16 protein-coding genes are annotated in these 14,527 nt (G+C 33.2%); 9 read left to right on the forward strand and 7 right to left on the reverse strand.

What is annotated here, in order from left to right:
- The first annotated feature begins 2 nt into the window (after positions 1–2).
- From AA088_RS14185 to AA088_RS14195, 3 genes are read left to right on the forward strand one after another with little or no spacing between them, the layout of a single operon-like run.
- Positions 3–587, forward strand: coding sequence for a MarC family protein (locus tag AA088_RS14185; RefSeq protein WP_046745692.1), 585 nt, complete (start codon positions 3–5; stop codon positions 585–587).
- A 51-nt stretch (positions 588–638) separates the two neighbouring features.
- Positions 639–845 carry a hypothetical protein gene (locus tag AA088_RS14190; RefSeq protein ID WP_046745693.1) on the forward strand — a complete coding sequence of 69 codons (207 nt, stop codon included), beginning with the start codon at positions 639–641 and terminating at the stop codon, positions 843–845.
- Positions 845–1,447: an FAD-dependent oxidoreductase gene (locus tag AA088_RS14195; protein ID WP_174442406.1), complete on the forward strand. Its 603-nt coding sequence runs from the start codon at positions 845–847 to the stop codon at positions 1,445–1,447. Before AA088_RS14190 ends, AA088_RS14195 begins: the two co-directional genes overlap by 1 nt.
- A gap of 12 nt (positions 1,448–1,459) precedes the next feature.
- On the opposite strand, the gene AA088_RS14200 is transcribed toward AA088_RS14195, so the two are convergent.
- From AA088_RS14200 to AA088_RS14220, 5 genes are all read right to left on the reverse strand, one after another.
- Positions 1,460–3,058 carry a S41 family peptidase gene (locus AA088_RS14200; protein ID WP_046745695.1) on the reverse strand — a complete coding sequence of 533 codons (1,599 nt, stop codon included), beginning with the start codon at positions 3,056–3,058 and terminating at the stop codon, positions 1,460–1,462.
- Positions 3,059–3,068: 10 nt separating this feature from the next.
- A complete protein-coding gene (locus AA088_RS14205) occupies positions 3,069–3,503 on the reverse strand; it encodes a deoxycytidylate deaminase (protein WP_046745696.1) in 435 nt (144 codons plus the stop codon).
- A gap of 136 nt (positions 3,504–3,639) precedes the next feature.
- A complete protein-coding gene (locus tag AA088_RS14210) occupies positions 3,640–3,831 on the reverse strand; it encodes a hypothetical protein (RefSeq protein ID WP_046745697.1) in 192 nt (63 codons plus the stop codon).
- Between the two features lie 53 nt (positions 3,832–3,884).
- Entirely contained in the window at positions 3,885–4,469 is a 585-nt protein-coding gene (locus AA088_RS14215) for a HupE/UreJ family protein (RefSeq protein WP_046745698.1), read from the reverse strand.
- Between the two features lie 56 nt (positions 4,470–4,525).
- A complete protein-coding gene (locus AA088_RS14220; RefSeq protein ID WP_046745742.1) occupies positions 4,526–5,335 on the reverse strand; it encodes a tellurite resistance TerB family protein in 810 nt (269 codons plus the stop codon).
- Positions 5,336–5,519: 184 nt separating this feature from the next.
- Here AA088_RS14220 and AA088_RS14225 point away from each other — a divergent pair, with 184 nt between their 5' ends.
- The 3 genes from AA088_RS14225 to AA088_RS14235 all read left to right on the forward strand — a co-directional run bounded on the left by AA088_RS14225 (position 5,520) and on the right by AA088_RS14235 (position 7,401).
- Positions 5,520–5,930 carry a BrxA/BrxB family bacilliredoxin gene (locus AA088_RS14225; RefSeq protein WP_046745699.1) on the forward strand — a complete coding sequence of 137 codons (411 nt, stop codon included), beginning with the start codon at positions 5,520–5,522 and terminating at the stop codon, positions 5,928–5,930.
- A gap of 67 nt (positions 5,931–5,997) precedes the next feature.
- Positions 5,998–6,744: a 1-acyl-sn-glycerol-3-phosphate acyltransferase gene (locus AA088_RS14230; protein WP_046745700.1), complete on the forward strand. Its 747-nt coding sequence runs from the start codon at positions 5,998–6,000 to the stop codon at positions 6,742–6,744.
- A 3-nt stretch (positions 6,745–6,747) separates the two neighbouring features.
- Positions 6,748–7,401, forward strand: coding sequence for an HD domain-containing protein (locus AA088_RS14235; protein ID WP_046745701.1), 654 nt, complete (start codon positions 6,748–6,750; stop codon positions 7,399–7,401).
- A 4-nt stretch (positions 7,402–7,405) separates the two neighbouring features.
- Here the strand turns inward: AA088_RS14235 and AA088_RS14240 are convergent, their stop codons facing one another.
- Positions 7,406–8,275 carry an AraC family transcriptional regulator gene (locus tag AA088_RS14240; RefSeq protein ID WP_046745702.1) on the reverse strand — a complete coding sequence of 290 codons (870 nt, stop codon included), beginning with the start codon at positions 8,273–8,275 and terminating at the stop codon, positions 7,406–7,408.
- A gap of 204 nt (positions 8,276–8,479) precedes the next feature.
- Between AA088_RS14240 and AA088_RS17765 the strand changes: the two genes are divergently transcribed.
- Entirely contained in the window at positions 8,480–9,076 is a 597-nt protein-coding gene (locus AA088_RS17765) for a hypothetical protein (RefSeq protein ID WP_052752918.1), read from the forward strand.
- 65 nt (positions 9,077–9,141) lie between these two features.
- Here AA088_RS17765 and AA088_RS14250 read toward each other — a convergent pair whose 3' ends face one another.
- Entirely contained in the window at positions 9,142–10,215 is a 1,074-nt protein-coding gene (locus tag AA088_RS14250) for a PA0069 family radical SAM protein (RefSeq protein WP_046745703.1), read from the reverse strand.
- A 165-nt stretch (positions 10,216–10,380) separates the two neighbouring features.
- Here AA088_RS14250 and AA088_RS14255 point away from each other — a divergent pair, with 165 nt between their 5' ends.
- Complete coding sequence (locus AA088_RS14255) at positions 10,381–12,528, forward strand: S46 family peptidase (protein ID WP_046745704.1); 2,148 nt, start codon at positions 10,381–10,383, stop codon at positions 12,526–12,528.
- Between the two features lie 274 nt (positions 12,529–12,802).
- Positions 12,803–14,482, forward strand: coding sequence for a hypothetical protein (locus tag AA088_RS14260; protein ID WP_157547242.1), 1,680 nt, complete (start codon positions 12,803–12,805; stop codon positions 14,480–14,482).
- Positions 14,483–14,527: the final 45 nt, after the last annotated feature.

Here is a 14,527-nt window from a genome sequence, read left to right on the forward strand (position 1 = left end):
GCATGGAACTCAATTTTAAACATATTTTTACCGCAAGTATGGTATTATTTGCCGTAATTGATATTATAGGGAATATTCCAATCATCATAGATCTTCGCCGAAAAACTGGTCATATCCAGTCGGGAAAGGCAACAATTATTGCTGGTATTATTTTGACTGTATTTTTGTTTGTTGGTCAAAGCATGCTTAATTTGATAGGAATCAACGTTAGCCAATTTGCCATTGCAGGTTCTTTTGTGTTATTTTTCTTGGCATTAGAAATGATTTTAGGAATTACTCTTTTTAAAGAAGATGACGAAGAAACCTTAAGTGATGCATCTGTATTTCCAATTGCCTTCCCACTCGTTGCTGGACCAGGAAGTTTAACGTCTATTTTATCGTTAAGAGCCGAATTTAAAGTAGAAAATATCATTGTTGCAATCTTAGTCAATATGGTTATTATGTATATTGTATTAAAGGCATCGGCTAGAATTGAGCGTTGGTTAGGACAAAACGGGATTCGTATTTTGAGAAAAGTTTTTGGAGTTATTTTATTAGCAATCGCTGTAAAACTGTTTACAACTAGTATTCAGAAAATATTTGCGTAATTTTGTATTGAAACTGAATCTTTTTAAGATTTATAAGACAAAAATTGACTTATGAAGACCTTTTCTTATATCGCAATGGTACTTGCCATTATTATTAGCATATATAGTATGACAAAACTTGATTTTTCCAATATATTGCAAGGAGAAAGTTTGATTGCATTAATCAGTATTGTAGGTGCTTTTTGCGTTATTTTAATCTTGTTAATCTTTTTGACTTCAAAGAGAATCGAGGAAAAAATTAAAAACAACGCAAAATAATGTTTGATGTTCTGATTGTAGGCGGTGGTGTATCGGGCATGCAATGTGCACTTGTTTTAGGTTCTGCAAAAGAAAAGCCGTATGCTAAAGGAAAAAAGATTGGAATCATTTTACACCAAAGAGCTTCACATTTGCAAAATGCATTATTTAATAATGTATTAGGGCTTCCTGAGGGAAAAACAGGTGCCTCTATTTTACAGGAAGGAAAATTACATTTACAAAGAGTATATCCGCATGTGTTACAAATTGAACAAGAAAAAGTTGTAAGAGTGACTGGAGAAGCTGGTAATTTTCAAATAGAAACCACTAAAGAAGCTTACCAAAGTAAAATAGTGATTATTGCCTTAAATTATGCCAAACCATTTACTATTGAAGGCTTGGAAGAATTTATAGCACCACATCCTAGAGCTGCTATTGAAAAGGATCGTGTGTATTTAAAAAACCAAGATCATTTGATTAAAAAAGGGTTGTATGTTTGCGGAACTATTGCTGGTTGGAGGAGTCAATTTGCCATTGCTGCTGGTAGTGGTGCACAAGTAGCTACAGATATTTTAACTCTTTGGAACGATGGAAATCACACGAAAGTACACGATAAAGTGTGATTATTATAAACATTATTTTTCGTGTAATTCTAACACTTTTTTAATCATTTCATCTCCTATGTTGAGCTGTTGTTGATATCCATTGACACCATATAATTGTTCAATATAGATAGCCTTGATATGTCTTTTGATTTGCTCTTCATATTTTTCAATATACATTCTTTGTCCGCGCATTTCACTAAGAAAATCTATATATTCTCTAAGTAACTCGTCACTTATCTCAAAGTTTTCCATAAACTCTTCTTGTGACATATTTTTGTATGTTTTTCGATCTTTATCTAACTTTTGAAAAACAAAATCATCAATATAACCTACGATTTTAGTTCGCAATCCTTTTTCCAACGAAATTTCTTCAGGTGTTTTAGATAGAGGAACAAAAACGTCAGGAATAATTCCGCCACCACCATACACAATTTTTCCTTTAGGTGTTACAAATTTTAGAGAATCTGCTACCTTAATGCTATCAATAGAACGTAACTCTCCAGAGTTGAAACGTTCATAATATTCATCAAAATAGTCTTTATTGCCATTTTTATATGAACGTTGAATTGAACGCCCTGTAGGCGTGTAATAGCGAGAGATTGTTAGTCGGACGACAGAACCATCTCCTAATGGCATAGGACGTTGTACTAATCCCTTTCCAAATGAACGTCTTCCAACAATAACTCCTTTGTCATTATCTTGTAAAGCTCCTGCGATGATTTCACTTGCTGAAGCAGATTTTTCATTGATTAGTACATATATTTCTCCCGATTCGAAATTTCCTTTTTCAGAAGCATAGTATTTTTCAACTTCTCCTTTTTTGTTTTTAGTAAATAGAATAAGTTTTCCATCTTCTAAAAATTCATCTGCTATACTTCTCGTTACATCTAAAATTCCTCCTGGGTTATTGCGTAAATCTAATGTTAAGTTCTTAGCTCCTTTTTGTTGTAATTCTTGTAAAGCTTCATGAAATTCATCGTATGTAGTTTCTGCAAAACGATTAATTTTTATGTACCCTAAATCATCTGTCAGCATATATGCAGCAACCACACTTTTAATAGGTACTTTGGCTCTTTTTAGATTAATTGTAAAGATTTCATCAGTTTGTTTTCGGTAGATTTTTAGATGAACCGAGGTGTTTTGATTTCCTTTTAATTTGGAGATAATTTGTGTATTTCGAAGATGTTTACCATACAACGTATCAGTATCAGCCATCAAAATTCGATCACCTGCTTTGATTCCAGCTGCAATACTTGGACCACCTTCTAACGTTCTAATCACCGTAAGTGTATCATTGACCATATCAAATCGAATACCAACACCCACAAAATCTCCTTGCATATTCTCAGCTACTCTTTTTTCTTCTTCTGAAGGAATATAAACTGAATGCGGATCGAGATTTTCAAGAATATTATTTACCGTAACATCAACAATACTATCTACATCTACATCATCAACATATTCATAGTCAATATAATCTATAAGACGATTGAGTTTGTCTTTACTCGTATTGGATGAAAACAACGTTTCTGGAGTTGCGCTAAAATTTAATTTACCGCCAATAAATACACCTATCGCTACAGCGGCAGCGATAATTACAGGTAATAAATATTGCGTTGTTTTATTCAATTTATATTTTTTATGGACTTTGAAGTATTGGAATGTGTTCTACCTCAACGCCTGCTCTTTTTAAAAATTGTATTCCAGAGTCATCTTTGTATGCATCCACATACACCACTCGTGTAATTCCTGCTTGATGAATCAATTTACTACATTCTTTGCATGGCGACATGGTAATGTACAGCGTAGCTCCAACACATGATTGTGTAGAGGCAGCCACTTTTAAGATTGCATTGGCTTCTGCATGCAATACATACCATTTTGTATAGCCTTCTTCATCTTCACAGAAGTTTTCAAATCCTGAAGGAGTTCCATTATATCCGTCAGAAATAATCATTCTATCTTTTACAATAATCGCACCAACTTGCTTTCGTTGGCAATAGGAGAGTTTTCCCCATTCTTTTGCCATGCGTAAATACGCATGATCGTATTTTACTTGTTTTTGTTTAGGCATGTACAAATTTAACCTTTTTGGAGCGAAAAAAAGCAACCATTATAGTTGCTTCTTATCTCTTCTAGCGAAGATATTGGGTTTCTAATCGATTCACAACCACTTTGCTGTTAATTTTTTACCAAAATTTGAGTGTTTATTATTTAGAATGGCATGGCAAGCAATCTGATTCTTCAGTATCACAATCACATGTATTAAGTCCAGAACAGTCACAAGTTTCTTCACAATCTGAAACAGCAGCTGCTAACCTTCCGCCACGGATATTGTAAAAATTTAACGTTGAGATTTGCTTTTTGTTTAAGCTTAGTTTTAAGATTTCTCTTTTTTTCATGATTTTTAATTTAATGTTTCGTACACTTCTAAACTATTAAAAATCATCGCGAATTACAAAAAGTTTACATCTACAATGTGAATAGCCACACCAAGTACTATCGATGAAATTACCATAATCCAATCTCTTTTTGAGAAGCGAAATACAGTTTGAAATACAAACGACAATACCAACATGACTAGCACTATAATAATTTGCGCAGCTTCTACGCCCAACGCAAACTCTAGCATAGGAAGTAATTTACTTTGTACACCAGAAGTTATGGTTTTGAAATAGTTGGAAAATGCCAGTCCGTGAATTAATCCAAAGAACAACGCTGCAACCAACAATAAAACAAGTTTGGTTTTATTATTACTGTGTTTTCCGGCAGTAAAAATATTGAACAAAGCCGTAACTATGATTGTTATATATACTAATAACTCTGCCAAATTTGCTTTCACAGAAATAACGGCGTAAGTAGATAAAATTAAAGAAATAGTGTGACCTATTGTAAAAATAGTAACTAGCCAAAAAACACGTTTCCAATCTTTGAAAGTGTAGGCTACTGTTAGGACAATTAAGAACAAAATATGATCATATCCGTTTAAGTCTAAAACGTGATTGAGTCCTAATTTAAAATATATCCAAAATTCATTCATTAAGTATAGGTTTAGGTTGGGGTTTGGGTGTTAAACTTACGTTTTATTTATCTTTTTTAAAAACCTCGCTCTTTTTGTAGCTCTTCATAGGCTTTTTGTACTTTTTGAAACTTTGCTTCAGCTCCTTTCACGTGTTCTTCTCCTAAGTGCTGTACTTTGTCAGGATGGTATTTTTTTGCCATTTTACGATACGCTTTTTTTATTTCATTGTTTGTAGCCGATTTGTCAATTTCTAAAATCTTGTATGCGCTATCTACAGGATTGTAAAACATTGCTTTGATTGATTGGAAATCACGATCATTGATATATAAATATCCTGCAATTTTCTCAATTAACTCTACCTCTACCTCATCAACAACTCCATCTGCTTTGGTTACACCAAATAGATAATGTAGTAATTGTAAACGTGATGAGTGATCCATGTACATTTGGATTTGCTGGCAAACTTCACGCGTAGAGATATCTTCCTTTTTTAGCAACCCATTAAACAATTGAAATGCATGATTGGCACGTTCTTTACCGTACATTTTCACAAAATAATCACGCACATAATTTTTTTCGGCTTCTGAAACAACACCATCAGCTTTCATCACAATAGCAGAAAGCACTAATAGACTTACTTCAAAATCACCTGATTTGGTTTGTGAACGTTTCTGTGAAGAAGACACTCGTTTTTTTCTAGTGTCGTATTTAGGTTCGCTACGTTGGTAACGACGTTGTTTGTCTTTTTTTGGCGGTTCGAGTAATAATCCTTTTTCTGTTGCTTTATCAACGGCCGCACCAATGGCAAATCCAATTGCGGCTCCAATCGGTCCTCCTAGTGTCCATCCTAATGCGCCTCCGATCCAGCTTGCAAATCCACTCATATTCTTGTTTTTTACCAAAGATACATTTTCCAAAGAAAAAAATATTCTCGCTCCACATATTTTATAGAAATTATGGCATATACTTTTAAATTTCTTTAACAAAAATCAAAAGCAAATCGTATCATCAAAAAAATTAATAATCCGTATCTTTGCCTCATTAGTAATGAATTAATACAGAAAGATTATGTATCCACCAGAATTGGTAAAACCAATGCGTGAAGACCTCACAGCAGTAGGTTTTGAAGAATTACATACGGTTGAAGCAGTTGAAAACGCTTTAGCAAAAGAAGGAACTACATTGGTAGTTGTAAATTCTGTTTGCGGTTGTGCTGCTGCAAATGCACGACCTGGCGCACGAATGTCTTTAGATAACGATAAAAAACCTGATCATTTAGTGACTGTTTTTGCTGGAGTTGATAGAGAAGCTACAGATAAAGCAAGAAGTTACATGATTCCTTTTCCTCCTTCTTCTCCAAGCATGGCTTTGTTTAAGGACGGACAGTTGGTTCATATGCTGGAACGCCACCATATTGAAGGAAGACCTGCAGAAATGATTGCAGAAAATCTAAAAGATGCGTACAACGAAAATTGTTAAGTCGTACTTTTAAAAATTAATATAAAACCACGCATTGTCGTGGTTTTGTTTTTTACTTTTGTAGTATATGGCAAAGTTTTTTTCATACATTTTAACTCCTATTTATTTTTTATTTTTTGGGCTTTTGTTAGTAATTTTTCATGGAGTTCAATGGCTCTTTTTAAAAATAGGAGGCCGTAAAGGGCATCAAATAAGTGTCAATGCGTTGCAATATTCTTTGATGCGTTGTCACAATATTTTAGGAACGCGTCACACTTTAAGAAACCCTTATAAATTAGACAAGAATCGTCCGGTAATTATTGTTTCCAATCATCAAAGCATGAATGATATTCCGCCACTTATTTGGCTATTTAGGAGGCACTATCCCAAATTTATTAGCAAAAAAGAGTTAGGTAAAGGAATTCCAAGTATTTCTTTTAATTTACGACATAGCGGTGCAGCGCTGATTGATCGAAAAGATGCCAGACAAGCCATTGCTGAGATTACACGTTTTGCTAAGCTGATTCATGAAAACAACTATGCAGGTATTATTTTTCCAGAAGGTACACGTAGCCGAACTGGCATTCCAAAACCCTTTAAAACAAAAGGATTGGAAGTGCTTTTTAAGTACATTCCAGACGCACAAATTGTTCCTGTAACTATCAATAATTCATGGAAAACAACCAAATATGGCAAATTTCCATTCGGGTTGGGTGCACACATTAAAGTAGAAGCACACAAACCTCTACAGCTTCGTGATTATCCTAAGGAAAAACGCACTGAACTTATCCAACAACTTGAAAAAACTATTACAGAACACGTAGTGATTGATTAGCAAATGAAAAAAACTCAAATTATTGACAAAACGATTGCTTTTGTCAAAGAAACTTTGAAAAATGCAGAAGGTGGTCACGATTGGTTTCACATTGAACGCGTGTATAAAAACGCATTGTTGATTGCGAAAGAGGAAGATGTGGACGAGTTTATTGTTAGTTTGGGTGCATTATTACACGATATTGCTGATGCTAAATTTCATAACGGTGACGAAACTGTCGGACCGAAAGTAGCTCGTGAATTTTTGGAAAGTATTGATGTTTCTGAAAAAGTGATTTTACACGTAAAAAACATCATAGAGAATATTTCTTTTAAAGGAGGAAATTTTGACCAAGCATTTCGTTCAACTGAATTGGATGTTATTCAAGATGCAGATCGTTTGGATGCACTTGGCGCTATTGGAATTGCACGTTGTTTTAATTATGGCGGATTTAAAGATCGTAAAATCTATGATCCTCAAATTGCACCAAAACTGAACATGACCAAAGAAGAATATAAAGCTTCTACAGCTCCTACTATCAATCATTTTTACGAAAAATTATTGTTACTGAAAGACAAAATGAATACGAAAACTGGTCGAAAAATTGCCCTAGAGCGTCATGAGTTTATGGAACAGTTTCTTGCTCAGTTTTATGCAGAATGGAATGGTGAAAAGTAACTTGTTATTGAATCATTAGCTTCATTTCGCTGCGGTATTTGGACGCGCTTTTTCCTGTAATCTCTTTAAAGAGTTTGTTAAAATGTGAAAAATTATTGAATCCGCTTTCATAGCAAATATCTGTAATACTACTTTGACTTTCTAACAACAATTTAGTTGCATATACTACTCTATATTCATTAACGAGTTTGGTAAATGTTTTTCCTGTTACTCTTTTAAAATAACGGCAAAACGCCGGAACCGTCATATTTACTTCTTCTGCAATTTCATCCAACGTAATAGCTCGTTGAAAATTATTATTGATGTATTTAAAAATCGTATCAATCTTTATACTGTCTTGTGCTTGAGTTTCAAAAGCAAACCCATCTGCGTTAAGCAATTCATAATCTTCTGCCAATGCAAGCATATGAAGAATTTCTAGCAATTTAATAACACGTTTAAAACCTGCATGTTTGGGTAATTTTTCTATTTTAGGACCTACAATTCGTTTTGTTTCTGGTTTAAATCGAATTCCTTTTTTAGCTTTTTCCAAAAGCAAAACAATATCTTTCATTTCAGGCAAATCGTAGAATTCTTTTCCTAAAAAATCTGCTTTAAACTGAATTAATGTTTCTTTTCCTTTAGAAGTCAATCGATCTGCAAAACCATTGTGTGGCAAATTTGCTCCAATAAGAATTAATTGACTGTTATTGAAATATGACAAATGATTCCCTATGTGACACTTTCCTTTTCCTTTATTGACATACACCAACTCTAATTCGGGATGAAAATGCCAAAATGCCAATCCTCGTTTTCGTTTCTTGGTGTTTTGTGCTACAAAAATTGAATTGCCAAATTCAGGTGTAATTTTTTCGTATGTAGGTTTGGTATGCATCGTTACTTATTCTCTATACAAAAATACTGTAATATAAAACTGAAAATCTATATTCAATTACCCTAATTGTATAGTATATTAACAATATATGGCGCACAATATTTAATAACAGTTAAAATACTATACAAATTAGCCAAAATAGCTGTTTTTATCTTTTTTACACTACCGTAGATTTGTTTCGTGAACTTTTTAAAACAAAATGTCATGAAAAAAAGAATTCAAAAACTAGTATGCTTGCTACTTTTGGCAATAAACATGGTAAGTTATGCAAGCCATTCGTATGTACCAAGCACTAAAAAGACACCTACCATTGTTTCATTTAACAATGTTAAAAAAGGACATCAATTAATTATTAAAGATGCAAATCTATTAATTCTTTACAAAGAGTCTATTCAGAAAAACGGAGACTATTCTAAAGGATTCGATTTGACATCTCTACCAGATGGCACTTATTATTTTGAATTGGATAAAGATGTAGAAATTTGCGTAATTCCATTTACAGTCAATGCAAATCAAGTGACTTTTGAAAAGGAAAAGGAAACAATTATTTACAAACCAACCGTTCGATTGGATGGTCGTTATTTATATGTTTCAAGACTTTCATTAGATACACAACCTCTAAAGGTTGAATTGCATTATCGTGAATCATCGCAATACGAAAAAACCTTACTTTTTTCAGAAGAAATAAAAAATAAAAAGATTTTTGAACGCATTTATGAACTCTCCAAAGAGAAAAAAGGAGAGTACATTTTACTATTTAAAAGTCAAGGAAGAGAGTTTATCAATAAATTAACGTATTAGTCTATTCAGCTAATTAATTGGGGAAAAGCGCAGTTATCTTGAAAAAGATGCTGCGTTTTTTAATTTTAAAACAAAGAATATTGTCCACTTTTGTATTGTTCATGCAAAGATGTATTGAGAGAAGGCATTTTTGCATTTTTAAAATATTTGAGCCGAGCAATATGAATTAAATTCCGAATCTGTTCTGCAATTTTTCCTTCACCTCGCATTCGATATCCATAACGACTGTCATTTAGTGTTCCTCCGTGACAACTTTCTATTTGATGTAACACTTTTTCAGCACGATCAGGCATCGTTTTCCGAATCCAATCTGCAAAGATTTCTCCTATTGCACCATTTAACCGAACAATTGTAAAAGCTATAGAAGTTGCTCCTAATTCTGAAACTTTTTTAGCCAACGGTAAAATTTCATGACTATTAATTGACGGGATAATTGGTGCTAACATCACATTTACAGGAATTCCATTGTTTGCTAGTATTTCGACTGCTTCTAGCCGTTTTTGAATGGTTGTCGTTCTTGGTTCAAGTACACGACGTGTTTCTTCTGATAGGGAAGTAATTGAAATATTAACTCCTACCAAATTATCTTTTGCCAATTCCTTTAAAATATCCAAGTCTCGAAGAATCAATGCATTTTTTGTAATGATTGCTACTGGATGTTTGTAAGCAAGAAATATTTGAAGTAAACTTCGTGTAATTTTTAATTCCTTTTCTAGCGGTTGATAACAATCGGTATTTCCTGAAAGTACAATTGGGCAAGCTTTCCAATTCTTATTTTTGAGTTTTTCTTCTAATAATTGGGCTGCGTTTTGTTTGATTAAAATTGTTCGTTCAAAATCCAACCCTGCACTAAAGCCCCAATATTCATGACTATTTCTTGCATAACAATAAATACAACCATGTTCACAACCTTGATAAGGGTTGAGAGAATATTCCATTCCCACATCAGGACTTGTTACTTTATTAACAATTGTTTTAGGAAATACATTGATATAATTCGTTTTATTTTTATCAGCCGTTTCCCCTTCTTTCCGACAATATTCTAAAAAATCTGAACGCACTTCATGAGTATGCTCCAAAAAACGATTGTGCACATTTTTTTGTGCACCTCTTCCATTTATTTTTATAGAATCTTTCAATTTTAATTACTCCTTTTCAGCAAAAATAAATTTCATTAAAGTCGCCAATGGTAAATCAATAAACTTTATACTGCAACTACGGGAAAATCTCAAGTGTACATCTCTCCTCATTAACTATTAAAAAGAAGCAATTTTTAATATCTTTAGCCTCAAAATATTTTATCAATGAAGAAAATCTTTCTAAGTATGATTGTATGCATTTTCATGATGCCTACAAGTTCTAAAGCCAATGAAGGCATGTGGTTCTTAATGTTTATTGACAGACTGAATCACAGAGATATGCAAAAAATGGGGTTACAATTAACCGCCGAAGAAATTTATAGCATTAATAACAATAGTTTAAAGGATGCAATTGTACAGTTTAATGGTGGCTGTACTGCAAGTATCATTTCCAATCAAGGATTAGTACTTACAAACCACCACTGTGGATATGACGCCATTGCAGAGTTGTCTACAGAAGAGAAAAATCTATTAAAAAATGGTTTTTGGGCGAAAAATTTTGAAGAAGAATTAAAACCAGAAAGTCTATACGTTCGTTTTTTTGTTCGAATGGATGATGTAAGTGAGCGAATTTTATCAAAAGTAAATGATAGTATGACTGAAAAAGATCGTGAAGCAGCGATCAACAAGGAAATTGCCTTAATTGAACAAGAAAATAACGAAGGAGGAAAATATACTGTTTCTGTCCGTTCATTCTTTCAAGGAAATGAGTTTTACTATTTTGTGTATGAAGATTATAAAGATGTTCGCTTGGTTGGAACGCCAACCGAAAGTATAGGAAAGTTTGGTGGCGATACTGACAATTGGGAATGGCCACGTCACACAGGAGATTTCTCATTATTTAGAGTGTATACCGACAAAGACGGAAATGCCGCAAATTACTCTAAAGAAAATATCCCAATGAAGCCTAAAAAGCACTTAGCTGTCAATTTAGAAGGTGTAAAAGAAAATGATTTTGCCATGATTTTAGGATATCCTGGAAGAACCAATCGTTGGATGCCTGCAGAAGGAATTGCGCAAAATGTAAACTACGCATATCCTGCATGGGTTGAAGCTTCAAAAACAAGCATGGATGCCATGAAAAAACATATGAATAAAAGTGAAGATGTAAACTTAAAATATGCTTCTGATTATGCTGGAATTGCCAACTATTGGAAAAACAGGCAAGGAATGATTGATGCTTTGACCAAACACAAAACTGCTGATAAAAAACGTGCCTTGGAGAAGAAGTTTGAACGATGGGCAAATAAAAAAGCAAATCGTGCTGAGTATGGAAATGTTATTAAAGACATTAACAATTACTATGCATTGACTAATGATAAATCACGCCACGATAATTATTTAATAGGAATCTTGCGCGGAAGTAACTTTGCAGTTTCGCCTCTACGAATTGGAAGAAATTTACAATACTATATAGAACAAAATAAAGCTAAGCGTGAAGAAATACGCCCAAGAATTCAAGGGTTAATTGATGAGACATTCAAAAATGCGTATATGCCTTTAGAAAAAGATGTACTTGCAGCTCAATTAAAATTATATGTTGAAAAAGCTGGGTATGAATTGCCTGAATTGGTAAAGCAAATTAGCGCAGAAACTAACAATGACTTTGATTCATATGTAGATGCAATTTTTGAATTAAGTTTATTCACATCTAAAGAACGTTTGGAAGCATTTTTACAATATCCAAACAAAGCTCTTTTAGAAAATGATCCATTATTCTTGTTGTCTTCAGTGTTAATTGCGAGGTATAGAGAACAACCTGAGGCAATTGCTGAAGCTAAGGAAGCTTATGACAAAGCTTACAGAAAACTTGTAAAAGGATTGCGAGAATCGAAACTAAGTAAAATTCAATATCCTGATGCAAACTCTACGTTGCGCTTAACATACGGAAAAGTGGTGGCGCTCCCAAAAGATGACAGAAACGATGCTAAAATTAACAATTATACAACCATGAAGGGTATGATTGCTAAATACAAGCCAAACGATGATGAATTTGATTTGCCAACAGAGATTTTAGACTTGTATAAAAAGAAAGATTTTGGTCAATATGCTGACAAACAAGGATACATGCCAGTAAACTTTTTGACAAATAATGATATTACTGGAGGAAACTCTGGGTCACCTGTCCTAAATGGAAAAGGAGAATTAATTGGATTAGCCTTTGATGGTAACATTGAAGCTATGGCTGGAGATGTAATTTTTGACGACCAGTTGCAACGTACAATCAATGTAGACATTCGCTATGTACTTTGGTTAGTTGATAAATTATCTGGCGCAGAAAATATTGTAAAGGAATTGACTATTAAAAAATAATTACTACTTGGTTAATCCTAATGTAAGTTAGGGTTTTTAACTAAAAGAATAGATCCAGAGAGTTTGACTCTCTGGATTTTTTTTGTTTATAAATTACCTAAACTTCTCTTTTTTCAAAAAAAACTTCAAAACTGGGTAATGAAACTTCAATACAAACCCATACTTATAAAATCGATTTTTTTACAGCTCTTACTTGATCATTTTGAGCTACAATCATGAAACCAAAAAGTAAATTAATTAAATCAAAAAAATTATGCCAATAAAAAACAAAATCTTGTCAATTTTAATAATAAGTCTACTACTGTTCACAGGCTGTAAAAACGATGACTACATCGAGGAACAATCTGAAAATTCGGGACTTGTTCAAAAATCAGGTGGAAGCAGTTATACCTTGTGTGGAAAATCAATTCTAAAGTTTAATACTCTAGATCAAGTTCAAAACACACATAGAAATTTATACAACAATTATTATACTGCTGGAGAAGATTTGGACGTACTCATTGCTTATGAAATGTCTAAAGGCTTATATTCTCTACGAAAAAAAGAAGAAGATATGGATGAAGGTATTATTCCTGACGATCCAGATTTTGATACGTTTGATTACACGTTTGACACTATTTTTGAATCCATGCTAAATCAGGACGGAATGATTATTATTGAAGATTATCTGTATTTGTGGAGTGATGGTTGTGTAGTTGTTCGTGTAAAACCAGCAAATTGTAAAAATTATGAAGAACTATTGAGTTTACATGAACTTGTAAAAAGAGGACAATTAAAAGATAGTGAACTATCTTATTATGTGAACAACGTAGGTGTTGAAATGATTAATATTTGTGACGATCCAAGATATGATTTTGAAAGTATCAGTGAAACTGGAGTAGATGTAGATAACAGTCATGATTACTCAGGTGATGATAGAGAAATGGGGTGTGGCTATGAATCTGTGATTTCTTATGAAATTTTAGAGCACAATGGTGATGATAAGATTATCAAACTAAAAATTAATGCCTATTCAATTTCTCCTATTGGGATTGATCCAACCTACTTTACCTACTTAGATAACTCAGACACTTTTACAAGTGTAACGATTAAGGAAAATAGTTTAGGATTAGGTGAAATGCTTTGGCCAGAAAACTTTGGATATGTTGGCGAATGGTTTGTCGTAGAAATAGATTACTCAACCATGGATACAACTCCTATTGCTAATTTTAGATTGTATGGATTTGTGTCATTACTCACTCCAAATGGTTGTGACGATACAGATACTTTAGATGTAAACTTAGAATGCCCTATAGGAATTTCTAAAAAACCTGTAGATGCTGATAGTGGTTTATGGGAGTTTTCTGTAGAAGGTATAGATCATTTAACAGAGTCTTATTCGATAGAATGGACCTTTGCAGGAGACGGTATTGCTACTACTTTAATTGTGTATGATGCTAGTGGCGCTAACAACATATTTCCAACACCTTGCGAATCAAGAAGTTTTGGCGTTTCTGCATTTATAAGCAGCAGCGAATCAATATGTAAAAATCAACTTTCAACAAGTATTAACTCCGGAGGTTATTGCAGTAGGTCAAATATATCTGAAGCTAGTCCTAAAGGCGTTAAACATGGCGGAAAAAGAGTTCGATGTAAAATAAAAGTAAAAAGGCGAGCCGATATTTTTGGAGGTGAAACTATTTGTAAGAATAAAATTAAGAATAGAAAAAAAGCTATAAAATCTATTAATTCTAGTGGAGGACTACTGCAAATTTCGGGACTTGACTGCATTCCTGTTGATATCACAACCATAATGCCTCCAATATCACAAGATTCAGAAACAAAAAAGAAATTAGTTCAAAAAGAAAATGCTGGATTTGCACGAGTAGATTTGACAAACCCATATTCTGTAAATTTTACAATCAGTACAGGATACACGCATACACTCTCATATTATTATCCTTGTTCCGAATAATTTTTGGCTATCTATAAATTGTTTAACACAAAAAAATCCTGCTTG

Origin of the sequence: Kordia zhangzhouensis, assembly GCF_001005305.1 — a bacterium.
GTDB classification, from domain to species: Bacteria; Bacteroidota; Bacteroidia; order Flavobacteriales; family Flavobacteriaceae; genus Kordia; species Kordia zhangzhouensis.

What these genes read in the sequence shown, in the direction of transcription:
- AA088_RS14215 (WP_046745698.1), bottom strand. Translation starts at nt 4,469, where the DNA reads ATGAATGAATTTTGGATATATTTTAAATTAGGACTCAATCACGTTTTA.
- AA088_RS14210 (WP_046745697.1), bottom strand. Translation starts at nt 3,831, where the DNA reads ATGAAAAAAAGAGAAATCTTAAAACTAAGCTTAAACAAAAAGCAAATC.
- AA088_RS14220 (WP_046745742.1), bottom strand. Translation starts at nt 5,335, where the DNA reads ATGAGTGGATTTGCAAGCTGGATCGGAGGCGCATTAGGATGGACACTA.
- AA088_RS14235 (WP_046745701.1), top strand. Translation starts at nt 6,748, where the DNA reads ATGAAAAAAACTCAAATTATTGACAAAACGATTGCTTTTGTCAAAGAA.
- AA088_RS17765 (WP_052752918.1), top strand. Translation starts at nt 8,480, where the DNA reads ATGAAAAAAAGAATTCAAAAACTAGTATGCTTGCTACTTTTGGCAATA.
- AA088_RS14255 (WP_046745704.1), top strand. Translation starts at nt 10,381, where the DNA reads ATGAAGAAAATCTTTCTAAGTATGATTGTATGCATTTTCATGATGCCT.
- AA088_RS14240 (WP_046745702.1), bottom strand. Translation starts at nt 8,275, where the DNA reads ATGCATACCAAACCTACATACGAAAAAATTACACCTGAATTTGGCAAT.
- AA088_RS14195 (WP_174442406.1), top strand. Translation starts at nt 845, where the DNA reads ATGTTTGATGTTCTGATTGTAGGCGGTGGTGTATCGGGCATGCAATGT.
- AA088_RS14185 (WP_046745692.1), top strand. Translation starts at nt 3, where the DNA reads ATGGAACTCAATTTTAAACATATTTTTACCGCAAGTATGGTATTATTT.
- AA088_RS14225 (WP_046745699.1), top strand. Translation starts at nt 5,520, where the DNA reads ATGTATCCACCAGAATTGGTAAAACCAATGCGTGAAGACCTCACAGCA.
- AA088_RS14230 (WP_046745700.1), top strand. Translation starts at nt 5,998, where the DNA reads ATGGCAAAGTTTTTTTCATACATTTTAACTCCTATTTATTTTTTATTT.
- AA088_RS14190 (WP_046745693.1), top strand. Translation starts at nt 639, where the DNA reads ATGAAGACCTTTTCTTATATCGCAATGGTACTTGCCATTATTATTAGC.
- AA088_RS14205 (WP_046745696.1), bottom strand. Translation starts at nt 3,503, where the DNA reads ATGCCTAAACAAAAACAAGTAAAATACGATCATGCGTATTTACGCATG.